The 13,165-nt window shown below is 64.1% G+C and carries 12 protein-coding genes and 2 tRNA genes; 6 read left to right on the top strand and 8 right to left on the bottom strand.

What is annotated here, in order from left to right; genetic code table 11:
* Positions 1 to 5: 5 nt before the first annotated feature.
* Together tig and ACIPV6_RS01170 are read right to left on the bottom strand one after the other, a co-directional pair.
* A complete protein-coding gene (gene tig, locus ACIPV6_RS01175) occupies positions 6 to 1,385 on the bottom strand; it encodes a trigger factor (RefSeq protein ID WP_400269152.1) in 1,380 nt (459 codons plus the stop codon).
* A gap of 71 nt (positions 1,386 to 1,456) precedes the next feature.
* A tRNA-Pro gene (locus ACIPV6_RS01170) sits at positions 1,457 to 1,531 on the bottom strand.
* 126 nt (positions 1,532 to 1,657) lie between these two features.
* On the opposite strand from ACIPV6_RS01170, the gene ACIPV6_RS01165 reads away from it, so the two are divergent.
* Positions 1,658 to 1,731, top strand: a tRNA-Gly gene (locus ACIPV6_RS01165).
* 76 nt (positions 1,732 to 1,807) lie between these two features.
* Here the strand turns inward: ACIPV6_RS01165 and ACIPV6_RS01160 are convergent.
* The 3 genes from ACIPV6_RS01160 to ACIPV6_RS01150 form a co-directional block, all read right to left on the bottom strand.
* A complete protein-coding gene (locus ACIPV6_RS01160) occupies positions 1,808 to 2,695 on the bottom strand; it encodes an Fpg/Nei family DNA glycosylase (protein WP_400269151.1) in 888 nt (295 codons plus the stop codon).
* Positions 2,695 to 3,177: a ribose-5-phosphate isomerase gene (locus tag ACIPV6_RS01155; protein WP_400269150.1), complete on the bottom strand. Its 483-nt coding sequence runs from the start codon at positions 3,175 to 3,177 to the stop codon at positions 2,695 to 2,697. The genes ACIPV6_RS01160 and ACIPV6_RS01155 overlap by 1 nt, the downstream gene beginning before the upstream one ends.
* 92 nt (positions 3,178 to 3,269) lie before the next feature.
* Entirely contained in the window at positions 3,270 to 4,280 is a 1,011-nt protein-coding gene (locus ACIPV6_RS01150; RefSeq protein WP_400269149.1) for a hypothetical protein, read from the bottom strand.
* Between the two features lie 95 nt (positions 4,281 to 4,375).
* Between ACIPV6_RS01150 and pepN the strand changes: the two genes are divergently transcribed.
* Positions 4,376 to 6,976 carry an aminopeptidase N gene (gene pepN / locus ACIPV6_RS01145; protein WP_400269507.1) on the top strand — a complete coding sequence of 867 codons (2,601 nt, stop codon included), beginning with the start codon at positions 4,376 to 4,378 and terminating at the stop codon, positions 6,974 to 6,976.
* A 53-nt stretch (positions 6,977 to 7,029) separates the two neighbouring features.
* Complete coding sequence (locus ACIPV6_RS01140; RefSeq protein ID WP_400269148.1) at positions 7,030 to 7,509, top strand: OsmC family protein; 480 nt, start codon at positions 7,030 to 7,032, stop codon at positions 7,507 to 7,509.
* On the opposite strand, the gene ACIPV6_RS01135 is transcribed toward ACIPV6_RS01140, so the two are convergent.
* A complete protein-coding gene (locus ACIPV6_RS01135) occupies positions 7,506 to 8,501 on the bottom strand; it encodes an epimerase (RefSeq protein WP_400269147.1) in 996 nt (331 codons plus the stop codon). The genes ACIPV6_RS01140 and ACIPV6_RS01135 overlap by 4 nt on opposite strands.
* Before the next feature lie 87 nt (positions 8,502 to 8,588).
* Between ACIPV6_RS01135 and ACIPV6_RS01130 the strand changes: the two genes are divergently transcribed.
* Together ACIPV6_RS01130 and ACIPV6_RS01125 are read left to right on the top strand one after the other, a co-directional pair.
* Positions 8,589 to 9,287, top strand: a complete 699-nt coding sequence (locus tag ACIPV6_RS01130; RefSeq protein WP_400269146.1) for a mechanosensitive ion channel family protein — start codon at positions 8,589 to 8,591, stop codon at positions 9,285 to 9,287.
* A 1-nt stretch (position 9,288) separates the two neighbouring features.
* Positions 9,289 to 9,768, top strand: a complete 480-nt coding sequence (locus tag ACIPV6_RS01125; RefSeq protein ID WP_400269506.1) for a globin — start codon at positions 9,289 to 9,291, stop codon at positions 9,766 to 9,768.
* On the opposite strand, the gene ACIPV6_RS01120 is transcribed toward ACIPV6_RS01125, so the two are convergent.
* Entirely contained in the window at positions 9,765 to 10,442 is a 678-nt protein-coding gene (locus tag ACIPV6_RS01120; RefSeq protein ID WP_400269145.1) for a hypothetical protein, read from the bottom strand. The two genes, ACIPV6_RS01125 and ACIPV6_RS01120, sit on opposite strands and share 4 nt — an antisense overlap.
* A 63-nt stretch (positions 10,443 to 10,505) precedes the next feature.
* Between ACIPV6_RS01120 and ACIPV6_RS01115 the strand changes: the two genes are divergently transcribed.
* Positions 10,506 to 11,411, top strand: a complete 906-nt coding sequence (locus ACIPV6_RS01115; protein WP_400269144.1) for an acyl-CoA thioesterase — start codon at positions 10,506 to 10,508, stop codon at positions 11,409 to 11,411.
* Between the two features lie 67 nt (positions 11,412 to 11,478).
* On the opposite strand, the gene ettA is transcribed toward ACIPV6_RS01115, so the two are convergent.
* A complete protein-coding gene (gene ettA / locus ACIPV6_RS01110; protein ID WP_400269143.1) occupies positions 11,479 to 13,161 on the bottom strand; it encodes an energy-dependent translational throttle protein EttA in 1,683 nt (560 codons plus the stop codon).
* Positions 13,162 to 13,165: the final 4 nt, after the last annotated feature.

The following is a 13,165-nucleotide window of genomic DNA, read 5'->3' as shown; positions in this document are numbered from 1 at the left end:
TGAAACTAGAACTTCACTGCTGCGGGGTCATCGCTGGCAACGGTCCCGGCTTCCTCGGCAGCCTCTGCTGCAGGAGCTTCTTCGACTGCTTCGCCTGCGGGGCGCACGAAGTCGGTCAGGTCCACCTTGTTGCCTTCGGAGTCCACAACTTCAGCCTGGCCGAGGACAACGGCCAGGGCCTTGCGGCGGCGTACCTCGGAAACCATCATGGGAACCTGGCCGCTCTGATCGATGATCTGGGCGAACTGGTTGGGGTCCATGCCGTACTGGCTGGCGGTGGTGACGATGTAGTCGATCAGCTCGTTCTGGCTGACGTTGACTTCTTCCTTGTCAGCAATGGCGTCGAGGATGATCTCGTTCTGGAACGCACGCTCGGTGTTGGCTTTGACCTCGGCGCGGTGCTCCTCGGTGTCGTGGTCACCTTCGCCGTGGGCGTTCTCCGGGTTGAAGTGCGATTCGAGCTGCTCTTCCACTACCGAATCCGGGACGGGGACCTCAACAAGCTCAACGAGCTTGTCCAGGACCTTGTCGCGGGCCTCGACGCCCTGGCCGACAACCTTGGAGTCGGCTGCCTGCTTGGCGAGGTCCTCGCGGAGTTCGGCGAGGGTGTCGAACTCGGAAGCCAGCTGTGCGAAGTCGTCGTTGGCCTCGGGGAGTTCGCGCTCCTTGACGGCCTTGACAACAACCTTGACCTGGGCGGCTTCGCCGGCGTGGTCGCCACCAACCAGCGTGGTGTCGAAGATGGCTTCTTCGTCAGCGGACAGGCCCTCAACGGCCTCGTCCAGGCCTTCGAGCATGGTGCCTGCGCCAACCTGGTAGGACAGGCCGGATGCGGAGTCGATCTCTTCGCCGTCGATCGTGGCGGTGATGTCGATGGTGAGGAAATCGTCGTTCTTGGCGGGACGCTCAACGGACTTCAGCGTGCCGAAGCGGCCGCGCAGCTCGTCCAGGGCCTTGTCGACGTCGGCGTCGGAGGACTCAGCAGCTGCGACCTCCACCTTGATGCCTGCGTAGTCCGGCAGCTCGATCTCCGGGCGGACGTCAACCTCCACCTGGAACTTGAGCTCGCCGTCGGTTGCGGACGGATCCGGAACCTCGGTGATCTCAACCTCGGGGCGGCTCAGCGGACGAACGCCGGTTTCCTGCACAGCGGCCTGGTACCAGCCGTTGAGGCCATCGTTGATGGCAGTCTCCAGGACGTAGCCACGACCGACGCGCTGGTCGATGAGCTTGGAGGGAACCTTGCCCTTGCGGAATCCGGGAACCTGGATCTGCGAAGCAACGGTCTTGTACGCGGCATCGATGCTCGGCTTCAGTTCCTCAAAGGGAACCTCAACATTGAGCTTGACCCGCGTGGCGGTGAGGTTCTCGACAGCGCTCTTCACAGTCTAAGTACTCCTGGATTGATGGGTATGGGGTTCTGTCGCGTTCCAAGAAATGGACACGAAACACAGAGTCGGGGTGACAGGATTTGAACCTGCGACTTCCTGCTCCCAAAGCAGGCGCTCTAGCCAAGCTGAGCTACACCCCGAACGCACAGGACAGTCTACGGGCAAGCGGGCCGGGAATGCACATTTGACAGCGCCGCCGGAATTAGGTTTAGTTGTACCCGGCTTGAACAGCCACCGGGAAGATGTCCTGAACAGGAGATCCTTTCGGGGACGTAGCTTAATGGTAAAGCCTCAGTCTTCCAAACTGATTACGCGGGTTCGATTCCCGTCGTCCCCTCCAGGGAATATCCCCTCAAGGGAAGTACCAAAAGAGCCCCGATCCACCAGGATCGGGGCTCTTTTGGTACTTCCGGAGTTCAAACCTGGCAGCCAGGGCACCAGTACAGTTTGCGGGCACCGATTTCGGCCATGCCCACTACCGTCCCGCAGGCGCGGCAGGGCAGCCCTTCGCGCTTGTAGACAAAGTGGGCATCGGCGTCGGGCGCCGTTTCCGCTCCATCCGTCCATAGGGCCGGCGGCGTGGTGACAATCCGACCGTCGCGGACGCCGTCGGACATGGTGGCGACGGCGTCGTCCCACAGGCGGCCGGCGGTGCCCGTATCCACGGCGCTGCCGGGCTTCCACGGATCCACCGCCTGCCTGAAGAGCACCTCGGCACGGTATATATTGCCCACCCCCGCCAGGACCGACTGGTCCATCATCAGGAGCGCGACGGCGGTCTTCCGTTTCCGAAGCCGCCGGATGAACTCGTCACGGTCGCCAGGCCCATTCCGTAAAGGGTCCGGACCCAGCCGGCCCAGCACCTTGGCGGCGTCATCGGACGTAATGGCGGCACATGTGGTGGCACCTCGAAGGTCCGCCCAGCCGTGGTCGGAGACAAGGCGGACGCGGACGGCCCCCACCGGCTCCGGCGGTCCGGAATAGTCCGTGTCAGCTCCGGCCGGACCGGATTCGCGCTCACCGATCCGGCGTGGCGCACCAATGCTGGACGCACCCGCGAAGGAACTGTCTCCCCCGAAGTTCCACGCCCCGTAGAGGCCAAGGTGCACATGAAGGAAAAGTTCATGGTCGAACTTCAGGAACAGCTGCTTGCCGTGGGCAAGAGCGTCCACCATGACGTGTCCATCCAGCAGCGCAGCGCCCTCGGCGAACCGCCCTTGCGGGCTGCTCACGCGAAGGCGCCGGCTACCGAAGACATCCTGGAACTGGCGTGCCAGCCTGTGGATGGAATGCCCTTCAGGCACTATTCGACGATCTCGCCGGTGGTCTCGTACACTGCGATCTTGCCGATGCGGCGGACGTGGCGTTCGTCGTTGCTGAAGGGCTCCTGAAGGAAGGCCTCAATCAGTTCGGTGGCTTCCTCAACAGTGTGCTGGCGGCCGCCGACTGCGATCACGTTGGCATCGTTGTGCTCGCGGGCGAGCTTGGCCGTGGAGAGGTTCCATGCGAGCGCGGCGCGGACGCCTTTGACCTTGTTGGCCGCGATCTGCTCACCGTTTCCGGAGCCACCCAGCACGATCCCCAGCGCGTGGACTCCGGATTCCTGGTCCGCCACCACGGCAACGCCTGCGTTGATGCAGAACGAGGGGTAGTCATCCAGGGCGTCGTATTCCTTGGGTCCGTGGTCCACGACTTCATAGCCCTTGGCGGTGAGGTGGCTGACCAGGTGGGCGCTGAGTTCCATGCCGGCGTGGTCCGTGGCGATGTGGACGCGGGGTGTAGTCACAGGAAGTCCGTTCTTTGTGGCGCAGGCGGCACAGCACTGGGCAACTGCTCAGCATTGGCCGGGCCGCGGCGGGGAGGGATGCGTTACCTAGGTTACCGCGAGCCCGGTTGGTGGGGCTGCCCGTCCTGGTGCGCCCGTTCGGCAGCGCGGTTGAGGATGCCGGCGAGTTTATCCGCAGCAACGGTAGTACCGGCACTCAGTGCCACCCGTCCACCATTGAGCCTTCGAACGACGACGGCAGGCCCGCTGCTGACCAGCATGGCGGTGGCGCCTTCGTGGTGCCGCCAGCCCCAACCGCCGTAGTCGGCGGCCTTAACGTCGGTGGGAGCCGCCGCGGCAATATCGACGGCGGGAACGTTCAGTACGGGGACCAGGCCACCGGCAAACACCTGCAGCCCTCCCCTGTCCGCACGGACGCGTGCGAACAGGAAGCCCGCGCCTACCAGTCCCGCCGCGGCCAGCAAGGCCCCGAGCCATGGAAGGGCTACTGCGATCAAAGCGGCCGGGAAGAGCGCGGAGATGATGATCATGATGAAGACCGAACTCCGGGCGTGAACCCACATCCGGAGCGTGTCACGGGCAAGATCGGGATCGGCGGCACGCAGGCGTTCGGCTTCGAGCGCGTGGTCATCCTCCTGCGTCCACCGGGGATCCGGCTTGAAGGCAAACATCATCACCACGCCCAGCGCCAGCGCGGCGCCACTGCCCATCGCCAGGACGATCGGGTCCACATGTGACAACCTCGCGTCGCCGACTCCGGACTGCCCCACAAGGCCCGCTGCCAGGACCGTGGTGATGAACAGGCTGACCATCAGCCCCAGTCCCATCATGACGCGGCGCATGACAACAGGCCGCGAGATGGGAACGGATTGGAGGAAGGCGACCCAACCGAAAAAGACGATGAGTCCTGCGCCGCCGGCCACATAGGCTCCGAACGGCGCAAACGAACTGCCGCCGTCGGCGTTCCACATCACGGCGACGGGATCCGGAAGGCTGTTCCGCAGCATTTGGGCGCACACCACGAATCCCACGGCGAGCAGCAGCGGAAAAGCCAGCGCGAACCGAAGTGCGCGGGTGTCGAGCGAATCCCGGAACGTTGCCATGCTTAAACGCTACTCCGTGGTGGCGACACTGTGCGGACTCCTCCTTGCCAACAAGCGACAGAGTGAAAGAATGGCTTCACACCAGCGACCGGATCATGATCCCGGCCGGCCACCCCAATCTTCTGGAGGCACACTTGCCAGGCCTTAACCTGACCCGCGACGAAGCCGCGAAGCGCGCGGAACTGCTCACCGTCGAGTCCTACGACGTCACCTTGGACCTGACCAAGGGCGCAGAAGTCTTCGGATCCACCACCGTGGTGCGCTTTTCCGCGCAGGCTGGATCATCAACGTTCATCGACGCCATTACGGACGCAGTCCACAGCGTGACGCTGAACGGAACCGAACTGGAACCATCCGAAGTCTCGGACGGCGTGCGCATCCAGCTCCCCAACCTCAGCGAAGAGAATGAACTCACCATCGTTGCCGACGCACCGTATATGAATACGGGCGAGGGCCTCCACAGGTTCGTTGACCCGGTTGACGGTGAGGTCTACCTCTATACGCAATTCGAGGTCCCCGACTCCCGGCGGATGTTTGCCGTCTTCGAACAGCCGGACCTCAAGGCAAGCTTCACGTTCACCATCACGGCGCCATCCCACTGGGACGTGGTGTCCAACTCCCCCACTCCTACGCCCATGCAGGCAACAGCGGGTGAGGACGGCGCGGCCCGATCGGTGTGGGAATTCGCCCCAACGCCACGGTTGTCCTCCTACGTCACCGCGTTGATCGCCGGACCCTACCAGTCCGTCCGTTCCCAAGTGACAAGTTCTGACGGCCGCGTTGTGCCGCTAGGCGTCTTTGCCCGCAAGTCACTCATGCAATACCTGGACGCGGAGAACATCTTCGAGCTGACCCGGCAAGGGTTCGAATTCTTCGAGGCCCAGTTCGGCTGCCCTTACCCGTTCGAAAAGTACGATCAGCTCTTCGTCCCCGAATTCAACGCCGGCGCCATGGAAAACGCCGGCGCCGTGACCATCCTGGAGGGCTACGTCTTCCGCGGCAAAGTCACCGAGGCACAGGTTGAGCGGCGCGCCATCACGGTGCTGCACGAACTGGCGCACATGTGGTTCGGCGACCTGGTGACCATGCGCTGGTGGAACGACCTCTGGCTGAATGAGTCGTTTGCCGAATACATGTCCCACCTGGCCGCCGTGGAAAACACCGAGTTCGACCGTGCCTGGACCACCTTCGCCTCGGTGGAGAAGTCCTGGGCCTACCGGCAGGACCAGCTTCCCACCACGCACCCGATCTTCGCCGAGATCAACAGCCTCCAGGACGTGGAGGTCAACTTCGACGGCATCACCTACGCAAAGGGCGCTTCCGTGCTCCGCCAACTGGTGGCATGGGTGGGACCTGAGCAGTTCATGGCAGGCGTGCGGACCTACTTTGCCAAGCACGCCTGGTCCAACACGGAACTCAAGGACCTCATGGTGGAACTCGAGGCCGCGAGCGGCAGGGACCTGGATCAGTGGGGCCGGTTGTGGCTGGAGACGGCAGGCGTCAACACCTTGGCGCCAGAGCTCACTGTCGATGCGACCGGAAACATCACGGGCTTTGCCATCCTGCAAACAGCCATCACCGAGCAGCCAACGCTGCGTCCGCACCGCCTGGCCGTGGGTTTCTACAACCTCGTGGACGGTAAGCTGGAGCGGATCCACCGCGAAGAACTCGACGTCGACGGTGCACGCACCGAAGTTCTCGGCTTGGCAGGACGCGCCCGCCCGGACCTGGTGCTCCTCAACGACGACGACCTCGCTTACGCAAAGGTCCGCCTGGATCCCGACTCCCTCGCAACGGCCAAGGCACACCTCAAGGACTTCTCCTCGAGCCTGCCGCGGACGCTCGTGTGGGGTTCGGCCTGGGACGCTGCCCGGGACGGCGAAACTCCTGCCCGTGGCTACGTGGACCTCATCCTGGCCAACATCGCCCACGAAACGGACTCCTCCGTGATCCTGGTCCAGCTCCGCCAGCTCGCCACGACGCTGACGTACTTCGTGGCCGCCGGGCACAAGCAGGAAACGGCCATTGCCGCGGCAGACAAGCTCTGGGAGCTCGCGTCGGTGGTGGAACCGGGCTCCGACGCGCAACTGCAGTTCGCCAAATCCTTTGCGCAGATCTCCCGCAGCGACGCCCAGTTGGACCGCATCCAGGCCCTCCTCGAGGGAACGGAAACCCTGGCCGGACTCACCATCGACCAGGACATGCGGTGGGAACTGCTGACGGCCTTGGTTGCCGGTGGCCGCCAGGGACAGGAACGCATCGACGAAGAGCTGACGCGGGACAACACGTCCAACGGCCAGAACGCCGCGGCGCAGGCCAAGGCAGCCATTCCCACCCCGGAGGCCAAGGAAGCCGCCTGGGAGTCGATCGTGGTCAAGGGAGAGCTCTCCAACGCCCTGCAGGCTTCGGCGGTGGCCGGCTTCATGCGGGTACCTGACACGGCACTCCTGGAGCCCTTCGCGGAGAAGTACTTCGAGGCGGTCCCTGGAATCGTCAAGGAACGTACACACGCCCTGGCACAGCAGATCGTCGTTGGCCTCTACCCAGCCCAATTGACCACCCAGGCCACGGTTGACCGGACGGACGCGTTTCTTGCCGGACTCCCTAAGGACAGCGCCGCCTTGCGCCGCATGATGCTGGAGAACCGCGACGCCGTGGCGCGGGCACTGCGTGCCCGGGCCGCCGACGTCGGCTGAGGTTCCCCAAAGGTCCGTGCGGACCGTCTCCGGCCGCTGGCTAGACTGTCCGCATGGCCCTCAATGAACACCACTACGCGCTCACCGTCCGGTGGACCGGTAACCTCGGGGACGGCACGTCCACCTACCGCGGCTACTCGCGGGACCATGATGTGGAGATCCCTGGCTTGCCCACGCTCCAAGGCTCGTCGGACCCCACCTTCCACGGAGACCGGACGCGCTACAACCCTGAACAACTTCTCCTGGCCGCGCTTTCGCAGTGCCACATGTTGTCCTTCCTGCACGTGGCCGTCAAACACGGCGTGGTGGTCACCGCCTACGAGGACAACGCCGAAGGGCTCATGAAACTCAACCGGGATGGCAGCGGCCAATTCGAAAACGTGACGCTGAAGCCGCGGGTCACTCTTGCCGATCCGGCCCAGGAAGAGCTGATGCCGCAGCTGCACCATGAGGCCAACCAGGTCTGCTTCATCGCCCGCAGCGTCAACTTCCCAGTGCTGCACCAGCCAACCACGACGCCGGCAGCGGACTAAGGGGCTTCGGCCCGCCGGAGTGCCACGAGCCTGCGTTCGGTGTCCGGCTTGAGTCCGGCCCTGCGGTCGCGGTCCAGGCCCCTGGTACGTTCATCCGACAGTGTGTCCCGGAGCGTCTCCTGCCACGGCCGGAGCACCATTCCCTGGGCGATGGCCGCCGCGTTGCTCCGTGTTTGGAATCCTTCATGGCCAGGCGGAAGCCAGAGTGGAAGTGAGTCGGGGCCGGCCCAATAGGCTACGCCGTGGTCCACGAGCCACTGCTCCGGCACTGTTTCCAATTCCGCCGGATTGCCGGCCGCACGCTGTGATTCCGTGAAGTAGTGACCGAATGGCACCACACCACCCATGGCGTTGTACGTTCCGGCCAACCCGCGTCCTGCCGCGTGCAGGATCCAGGCCGCCAGGTCCCGCACATCGATGATCTGTGTTGCGGCGGCTGGGATGTCAGGAACCAGGACGGAGTGGGTGTTTGCTGCCAACCTCGCCGGCCAGTAACCGTATCTGTCCGAGGGATCCCCTGGACCGCCGATCAAGCCCGCACGGACTATGTGAGCCTTCCCGCCCACCGATTCCACCGTGAGGCGCTCGATCGCTGATTTGGACTCACCATACGTCTCCGGCGTACCAGCCACTCCATCCGGCAACGGTTCCAGCACAGGGGCGTCCTCGGCCGCCCCTGGGACCGAATGGTCCGCATACACCGAACAACTGGAAACGAAGGTCCAGTGGCCGGCCTCCGACCCCAGGACCTCCAGCGCCGTCTTCGCCTGGACAGGGTCACGCGAAACCTCAACCACCGCGTCCCACGGCCCGGATACGTCCACAAAGGCTGCCGCACCGTTGGAGCGATCGGCACGCACCCAGGTGACGCCGTCGGGCGCTGCTTCTGACGTGCCCCGCGCCAGGCAGGTGACCTGGTCACCGGAGGCCGCGGCCTGACGGGCGATTTCGGCAGAGAGGAAGGCGGTACCGCCCAGAACCAGGATGCGCATGCGGCCACGCTACGACGCTAGTGTTGGTAGTGGACAGAGTGTTCTGCGCCAGGCGAACACAGGCCGACCACAAGGAGCTATTGGACCTTGACCTTCATTCCCCCCATGGAAACCCTCACCATCGAGCCGGAAAAGATCGACTATGTCTCGATCCTCATCACAGTGGGCGTTGGCCTGCTGGTGTGGACCGTGGCGCGCTTCATCATCCTGCGGATCACCCGAAGGGTTGCCGCTGGCAGCTCGTTCTTCAAGAAGCCGCATTTCAAGTGGGTGCAGCCCGCTATCCGGGCGCTTGACCACGAACGGCGGTCCCAACGTGCGCAAACCATTGGTTCGCTGCTGACCAGCCTGGTGAGCGTCATCGTGGTGGTCATAGTGATCATCTACGTCCTCAAATACATGAACGTGGACGTTGCCCCACTGCTGACCAGCGTGGGTATTCTGGGTGTCGCCATCGGTTTCGGCGCCCAGCAATTGATCCGTGACTTCCTCGCGGGCATCTTCATCACCATTGAGGACCAGTACGGGATCGGCGACGTGATCGTGACCAGCGAGGTGATCGGCACCGTCGAGTCAGTGGGGCTGCGCATCACCCGTGTCCGGGCCGAAGACGGAGCCATCTGGTACCTGCGCAACGGCGAAATCCTGCGGGTAGGCAACCGGTCCCAGGGCGACTACGTCCCTTTGGATGCGCCCACGCCCGACGATGATAACCAAGACGCTAAAGTAACTGCCGGTGCAGCAACGGGTTCCGCCCAGAAGCCTGAGGAGAAGGCCAGTGAATGACATGACCGCCGGACGCGAACCGTCCCCGCTGCCCGCATCGCCGGAAGCCGGGCAACGCCCCCAGCTGATGCGGAACGATCCCTTCAGCCAGCCTGCCTACACGGACAGTTTCTATGCCGCCGTGGGCGGGCACCAGACGTTCGTGAAGCTCATCGATGTCTTTTACGATGGCGTGGCCGGGGATCCCTTGCTGCGGCCCATGTATCCCGAGGAGGACCTGGAACCTGCGAAGCGGCGTTTCCTCATGTTCCTTGAGCAGTACTGGGGCGGGCCAACCACCTACAGCGAGGAGCGCGGCCACCCCCGCCTGCGCATGCGGCACATGCCGTTCCGGGTCACGCCGGAAGCAAAGGACCGCTGGCTGTTCCATATGCGCGCGGCTGTGGATTCGCTCGGCTTGTCCCCCCTGCACGAGGGCACGTTGTGGGACTACATGGAGCGGGCAGCGCTCACCATGGTGAACAGTCCGTCAGCCGTCTAGCCCTGGTTCTGGAAACCCAGGCCTGCGCCGGTGCGGACCAGCACGTGTCCGCGCGGCCCGCTGAGGCGGAACCACCGGCCGTTGCGGAACAGCTGCTGTTCGCCGTCGCCCAGGAATCCGAGGGCAAGAGCCGCGAAGGCAGCGCCGGCAGGGATATCTTCCCGGCCCTGCAGGCCGCGGCTCCAAACCGCCGCACGCGCAGAATTGACGACGGCGGCACCCGCCATGGCGGGCACCACACCGGCCACTTCCGCGATTCCGGCCTCGGCAGCGGCCTTCAGTTCCGCATCGGAAACCGGGCCTTGGGCCTCCCAGCCGCTCCTTGGGGCACCAACGCCTGCCCACGACTCGGAAACGGTGGACGGCGGGATGGGCAGCTCCACGTCGTCGGCGCTGGAACGGGCAAGCCGGTCCAGGATCGAAGCGATCGAAACAGTGACGTCGGCCTCTGCCTCATCGGCCAAAGCCATGGTGCGCAGGCCAAGGATGGTAGGAGTCGACTCGCCAAGGATCCGGGGCCGAAGGACGCAAACATAGGCGGCCAGCACCTGGCCTGCTGCCTGCAGCCGGATGGCACCGTCTTCGACGCTCTTGGCACGCGTCACGTAGGTGCGCAGATCGGTGAGATCGCGGGGGTCGGCAAAGCGGAAGGACTGGGTCAAGACGTCTGTCACATCAACGACTCTACCGGCATGTCCGCGGTTGAGAGGGGTTGGGGTGCCGTCTAGAGTCGAACCATGACTGAGACGAACGCGGGCCTTGAAGCTGAGGCCCCCTCCGGAGATCCCATGGAAGTGCTGATCGACCTGCTGGATTTGGGCGACTTCGACGGAGCCCGCACCACCGAGGACATCTTCCTGGGCCCGTCCCAGAAGCAACCGCGGCACCGTGTCTTTGGTGGACAGGTGCTGGCCCAGTCCATGATGGCCGGCATGCGGACGGTGGACCCCGGTCGCGTTGCCCACTCCATGCACGGCTATTTCCTGCGCCCCGGAGACGCCAATAAACCCATCACCTTTGGGGTCGAGCGGCTTAGGGATGGCCGGTCCTTCTCCGCCCGCCGGGTGCATGCCTACCAGGATGGTGTGCCGATTCTCTCGATGATCGCTTCCTTCCAGGTCCAGGACGACGGCCTGGACCACCAAGCCGTTATGCCGGAAGGGATCCCGGATCCCGAATCGCTTCCGAGCACCGCTGAGTTGCTCTCCCGCTACGACCATCCCCTGGCCCGCCACATGTCCTCCGAACGCCCCTTCGATGTACGGCACATCGACCCCGCCCTGTACGTCTCACCGCCCACGGAGCACGTGGCCACCAACGCTGTGTGGATGAAGACCATGGGACCCCTGCCGGATGATCCACAGCTGCACGTTGCTGCGTTGGCCTATGCGAGCGATTACACCCTGTTGGAACCGATCCTGCGGAAGCACGGCCTGGCGTGGATGACGCCGGGCATGAGCGTGGCCAGCCTGGACCACGCCATGTGGTGGCACCGCCCGGTCCGGGTGGATGAATGGATGCTCTACGTCCAGGAGTCCCCCAGCGCCCAGGGAGCCCGTGGACTTTCCACGGGCCGGATCTTCAACCGCGACGGCGTGCACGTGGCCACCGTGGCGCAGGAAGGCATGGTCCGGATTCCCTGATTTCCGTCTTCCCCGGAACAACAAAACGGCCGCCCCTTCCGGGACGGCCGTTTTTGTTACCGGCGTTCTAGTCGCGGGTCAGGCGACGGTGGGTCACACGGTGCGGCTTCGCGGCGTCGGGACCGAGGCGCTCAACCTTGTTCTCCTCGTAGGACTCGAAGTTGCCCTCGAACCAGTACCACTTGGAGGGGTTCTCGTCGTCGCCTTCGTAGGCCAGGATGTGCGTCGCCACCCTGTCGAGGAACCACCGGTCGTGGGAGACCACCACTGCACAGCCCGGGAAGTCGAGCAGGGCATTCTCGAGGCTGCTCAGCGTCTCGACGTCGAGGTCGTTGGTGGGTTCGTCAAGGAGCAGGAGGTTTCCGCCCTGCTTCAACGTCAAGGCCAGGTTGAGGCGGTTGCGCTCACCACCGGAGAGGACACCGGCCTTCTTCTGCTGGTCCGGACCCTTGAACCCAAAGGCTGAAACGTAGGCACGCGAAGGCATTTCCACCTGGCCCACCTGAATGTGGTCCAGGCCATCGGAGACAACCTCCCACAGGGTCTTGTTGGGGTCGATACCGCCACGGGACTGGTCAACGTAGGAAATCTTGACCGAGTCGCCGATCTTGAGGTCGCCGCCGTCGAGCGGTTCCATGCCCACGATGGTCTTGAACAGCGTGGACTTGCCCACACCGTTGGGACCGATGACGCCCACGATGCCGTTCCGGGGCAGGGAGAAGGACAGGTCCTCGATCAGGACGCGGTCGTCGAAGCCCTTCTTCAGGTCCTTGGCTTCGATCACCAGGTTGCCCAGGCGGGGTCCCGGCGGGATCTGGATCTCTTCGAAGTCGAGCTTGCGGGTGCGCTCTGCCTCGGCTGCCATCTCCTCGTAGCGGGCAAGACGGGCCTTGGACTTGGTCTGGCGGCCCTTGGCGTTGGAGCGGACCCATTCCAGTTCCTCGGTGAGTCGCTTGGCAAGCTTGGCGTCCTTCTTGCCCTGGACCTCGAGGCGGGCCTTCTTCTTCTCCAGGTAGGTGGAGTAGTTGCCCTCATAGGGGTACAGATGGCCGCGGTCGACTTCGGCGATCCACTCAGCCACGTGGTCAAGGAAGTAGCGGTCGTGGGTGACGGCCAGGACGGCCCCGGGGTACTTGGACAGGTGCTGTTCCAGCCACAGCACGCTTTCGGCGTCGAGGTGGTTGGTGGGTTCGTCCAGGAGCAGCAGGTCCGGCTTCTGGAGGAGGAGCTTGCAGAGCGCCACGCGACGACGCTCACCACCGGAGAGCACGGTTACGTCCGAGTCGGCCGGCGGGCAGCGCAGTGCGTCCATGGCCTGCTCGAGCTGGGAATCGATATCCCAGGCGTCGGCGGCGTCAATGGCTTCCTGGAGTTTGCCCATTTCCTCAAGGAGGGTGTCGTAATCGGCGTCCGGGTTGGCCATTTCCTCGGAGATCTCGTTGAAGCGCTGGATCTTGCCGTAGATTTCGCCTACGCCCTCCTGGACGTTGCCCAGGACCGTCTTTTCCTCGTTCAGCGGCGGTTCCTGCAAGAGGATGCCCACGGTGTAACCGGGGCTCAGGCGGGCCTCACCGTTGGACGGAGTGTCCAGTCCGGCCATGATCTTGAGAATGGTGGACTTACCAGCACCGTTCGGGCCAACGACGCCGATCTTGGCACCGGGGAAGAACGACATGCTGACATCGTCCAGAATAAGTTTGTCGCCAACGGCCTTGCGGGCCTTGGTCATCGTGTAAATGAATTCCGCCATGCCG

This window comes from Paenarthrobacter sp. NPDC089988 (assembly GCF_044748465.1).
In the GTDB taxonomy this organism is placed as follows: Bacteria; Actinomycetota; Actinomycetes; order Actinomycetales; family Micrococcaceae; genus Arthrobacter.
This window is presented reverse-complemented; position numbering and strand designations above follow the sequence as displayed.

Excerpts from the sequence above, each read along its gene's own strand:
- ACIPV6_RS01115 (WP_400269144.1), top strand. The coding sequence starts at position 10,506 with ATGACTGAGACGAACGCGGGCCTTGAAGCTGAGGCCCCCTCCGGAGAT.
- ACIPV6_RS01150 (WP_400269149.1), bottom strand. The coding sequence starts at position 4,280 with ATGGCAACGTTCCGGGATTCGCTCGACACCCGCGCACTTCGGTTCGCG.
- ettA (WP_400269143.1), bottom strand. The coding sequence starts at position 13,161 with ATGGCGGAATTCATTTACACGATGACCAAGGCCCGCAAGGCCGTTGGC.
- ACIPV6_RS01135 (WP_400269147.1), bottom strand. The coding sequence starts at position 8,501 with ATGCGCATCCTGGTTCTGGGCGGTACCGCCTTCCTCTCTGCCGAAATC.
- ACIPV6_RS01125 (WP_400269506.1), top strand. The coding sequence starts at position 9,289 with ATGACCGCCGGACGCGAACCGTCCCCGCTGCCCGCATCGCCGGAAGCC.
- pepN (WP_400269507.1), top strand. The coding sequence starts at position 4,376 with ATGATCCCGGCCGGCCACCCCAATCTTCTGGAGGCACACTTGCCAGGC.
- ACIPV6_RS01140 (WP_400269148.1), top strand. The coding sequence starts at position 7,030 with ATGGCCCTCAATGAACACCACTACGCGCTCACCGTCCGGTGGACCGGT.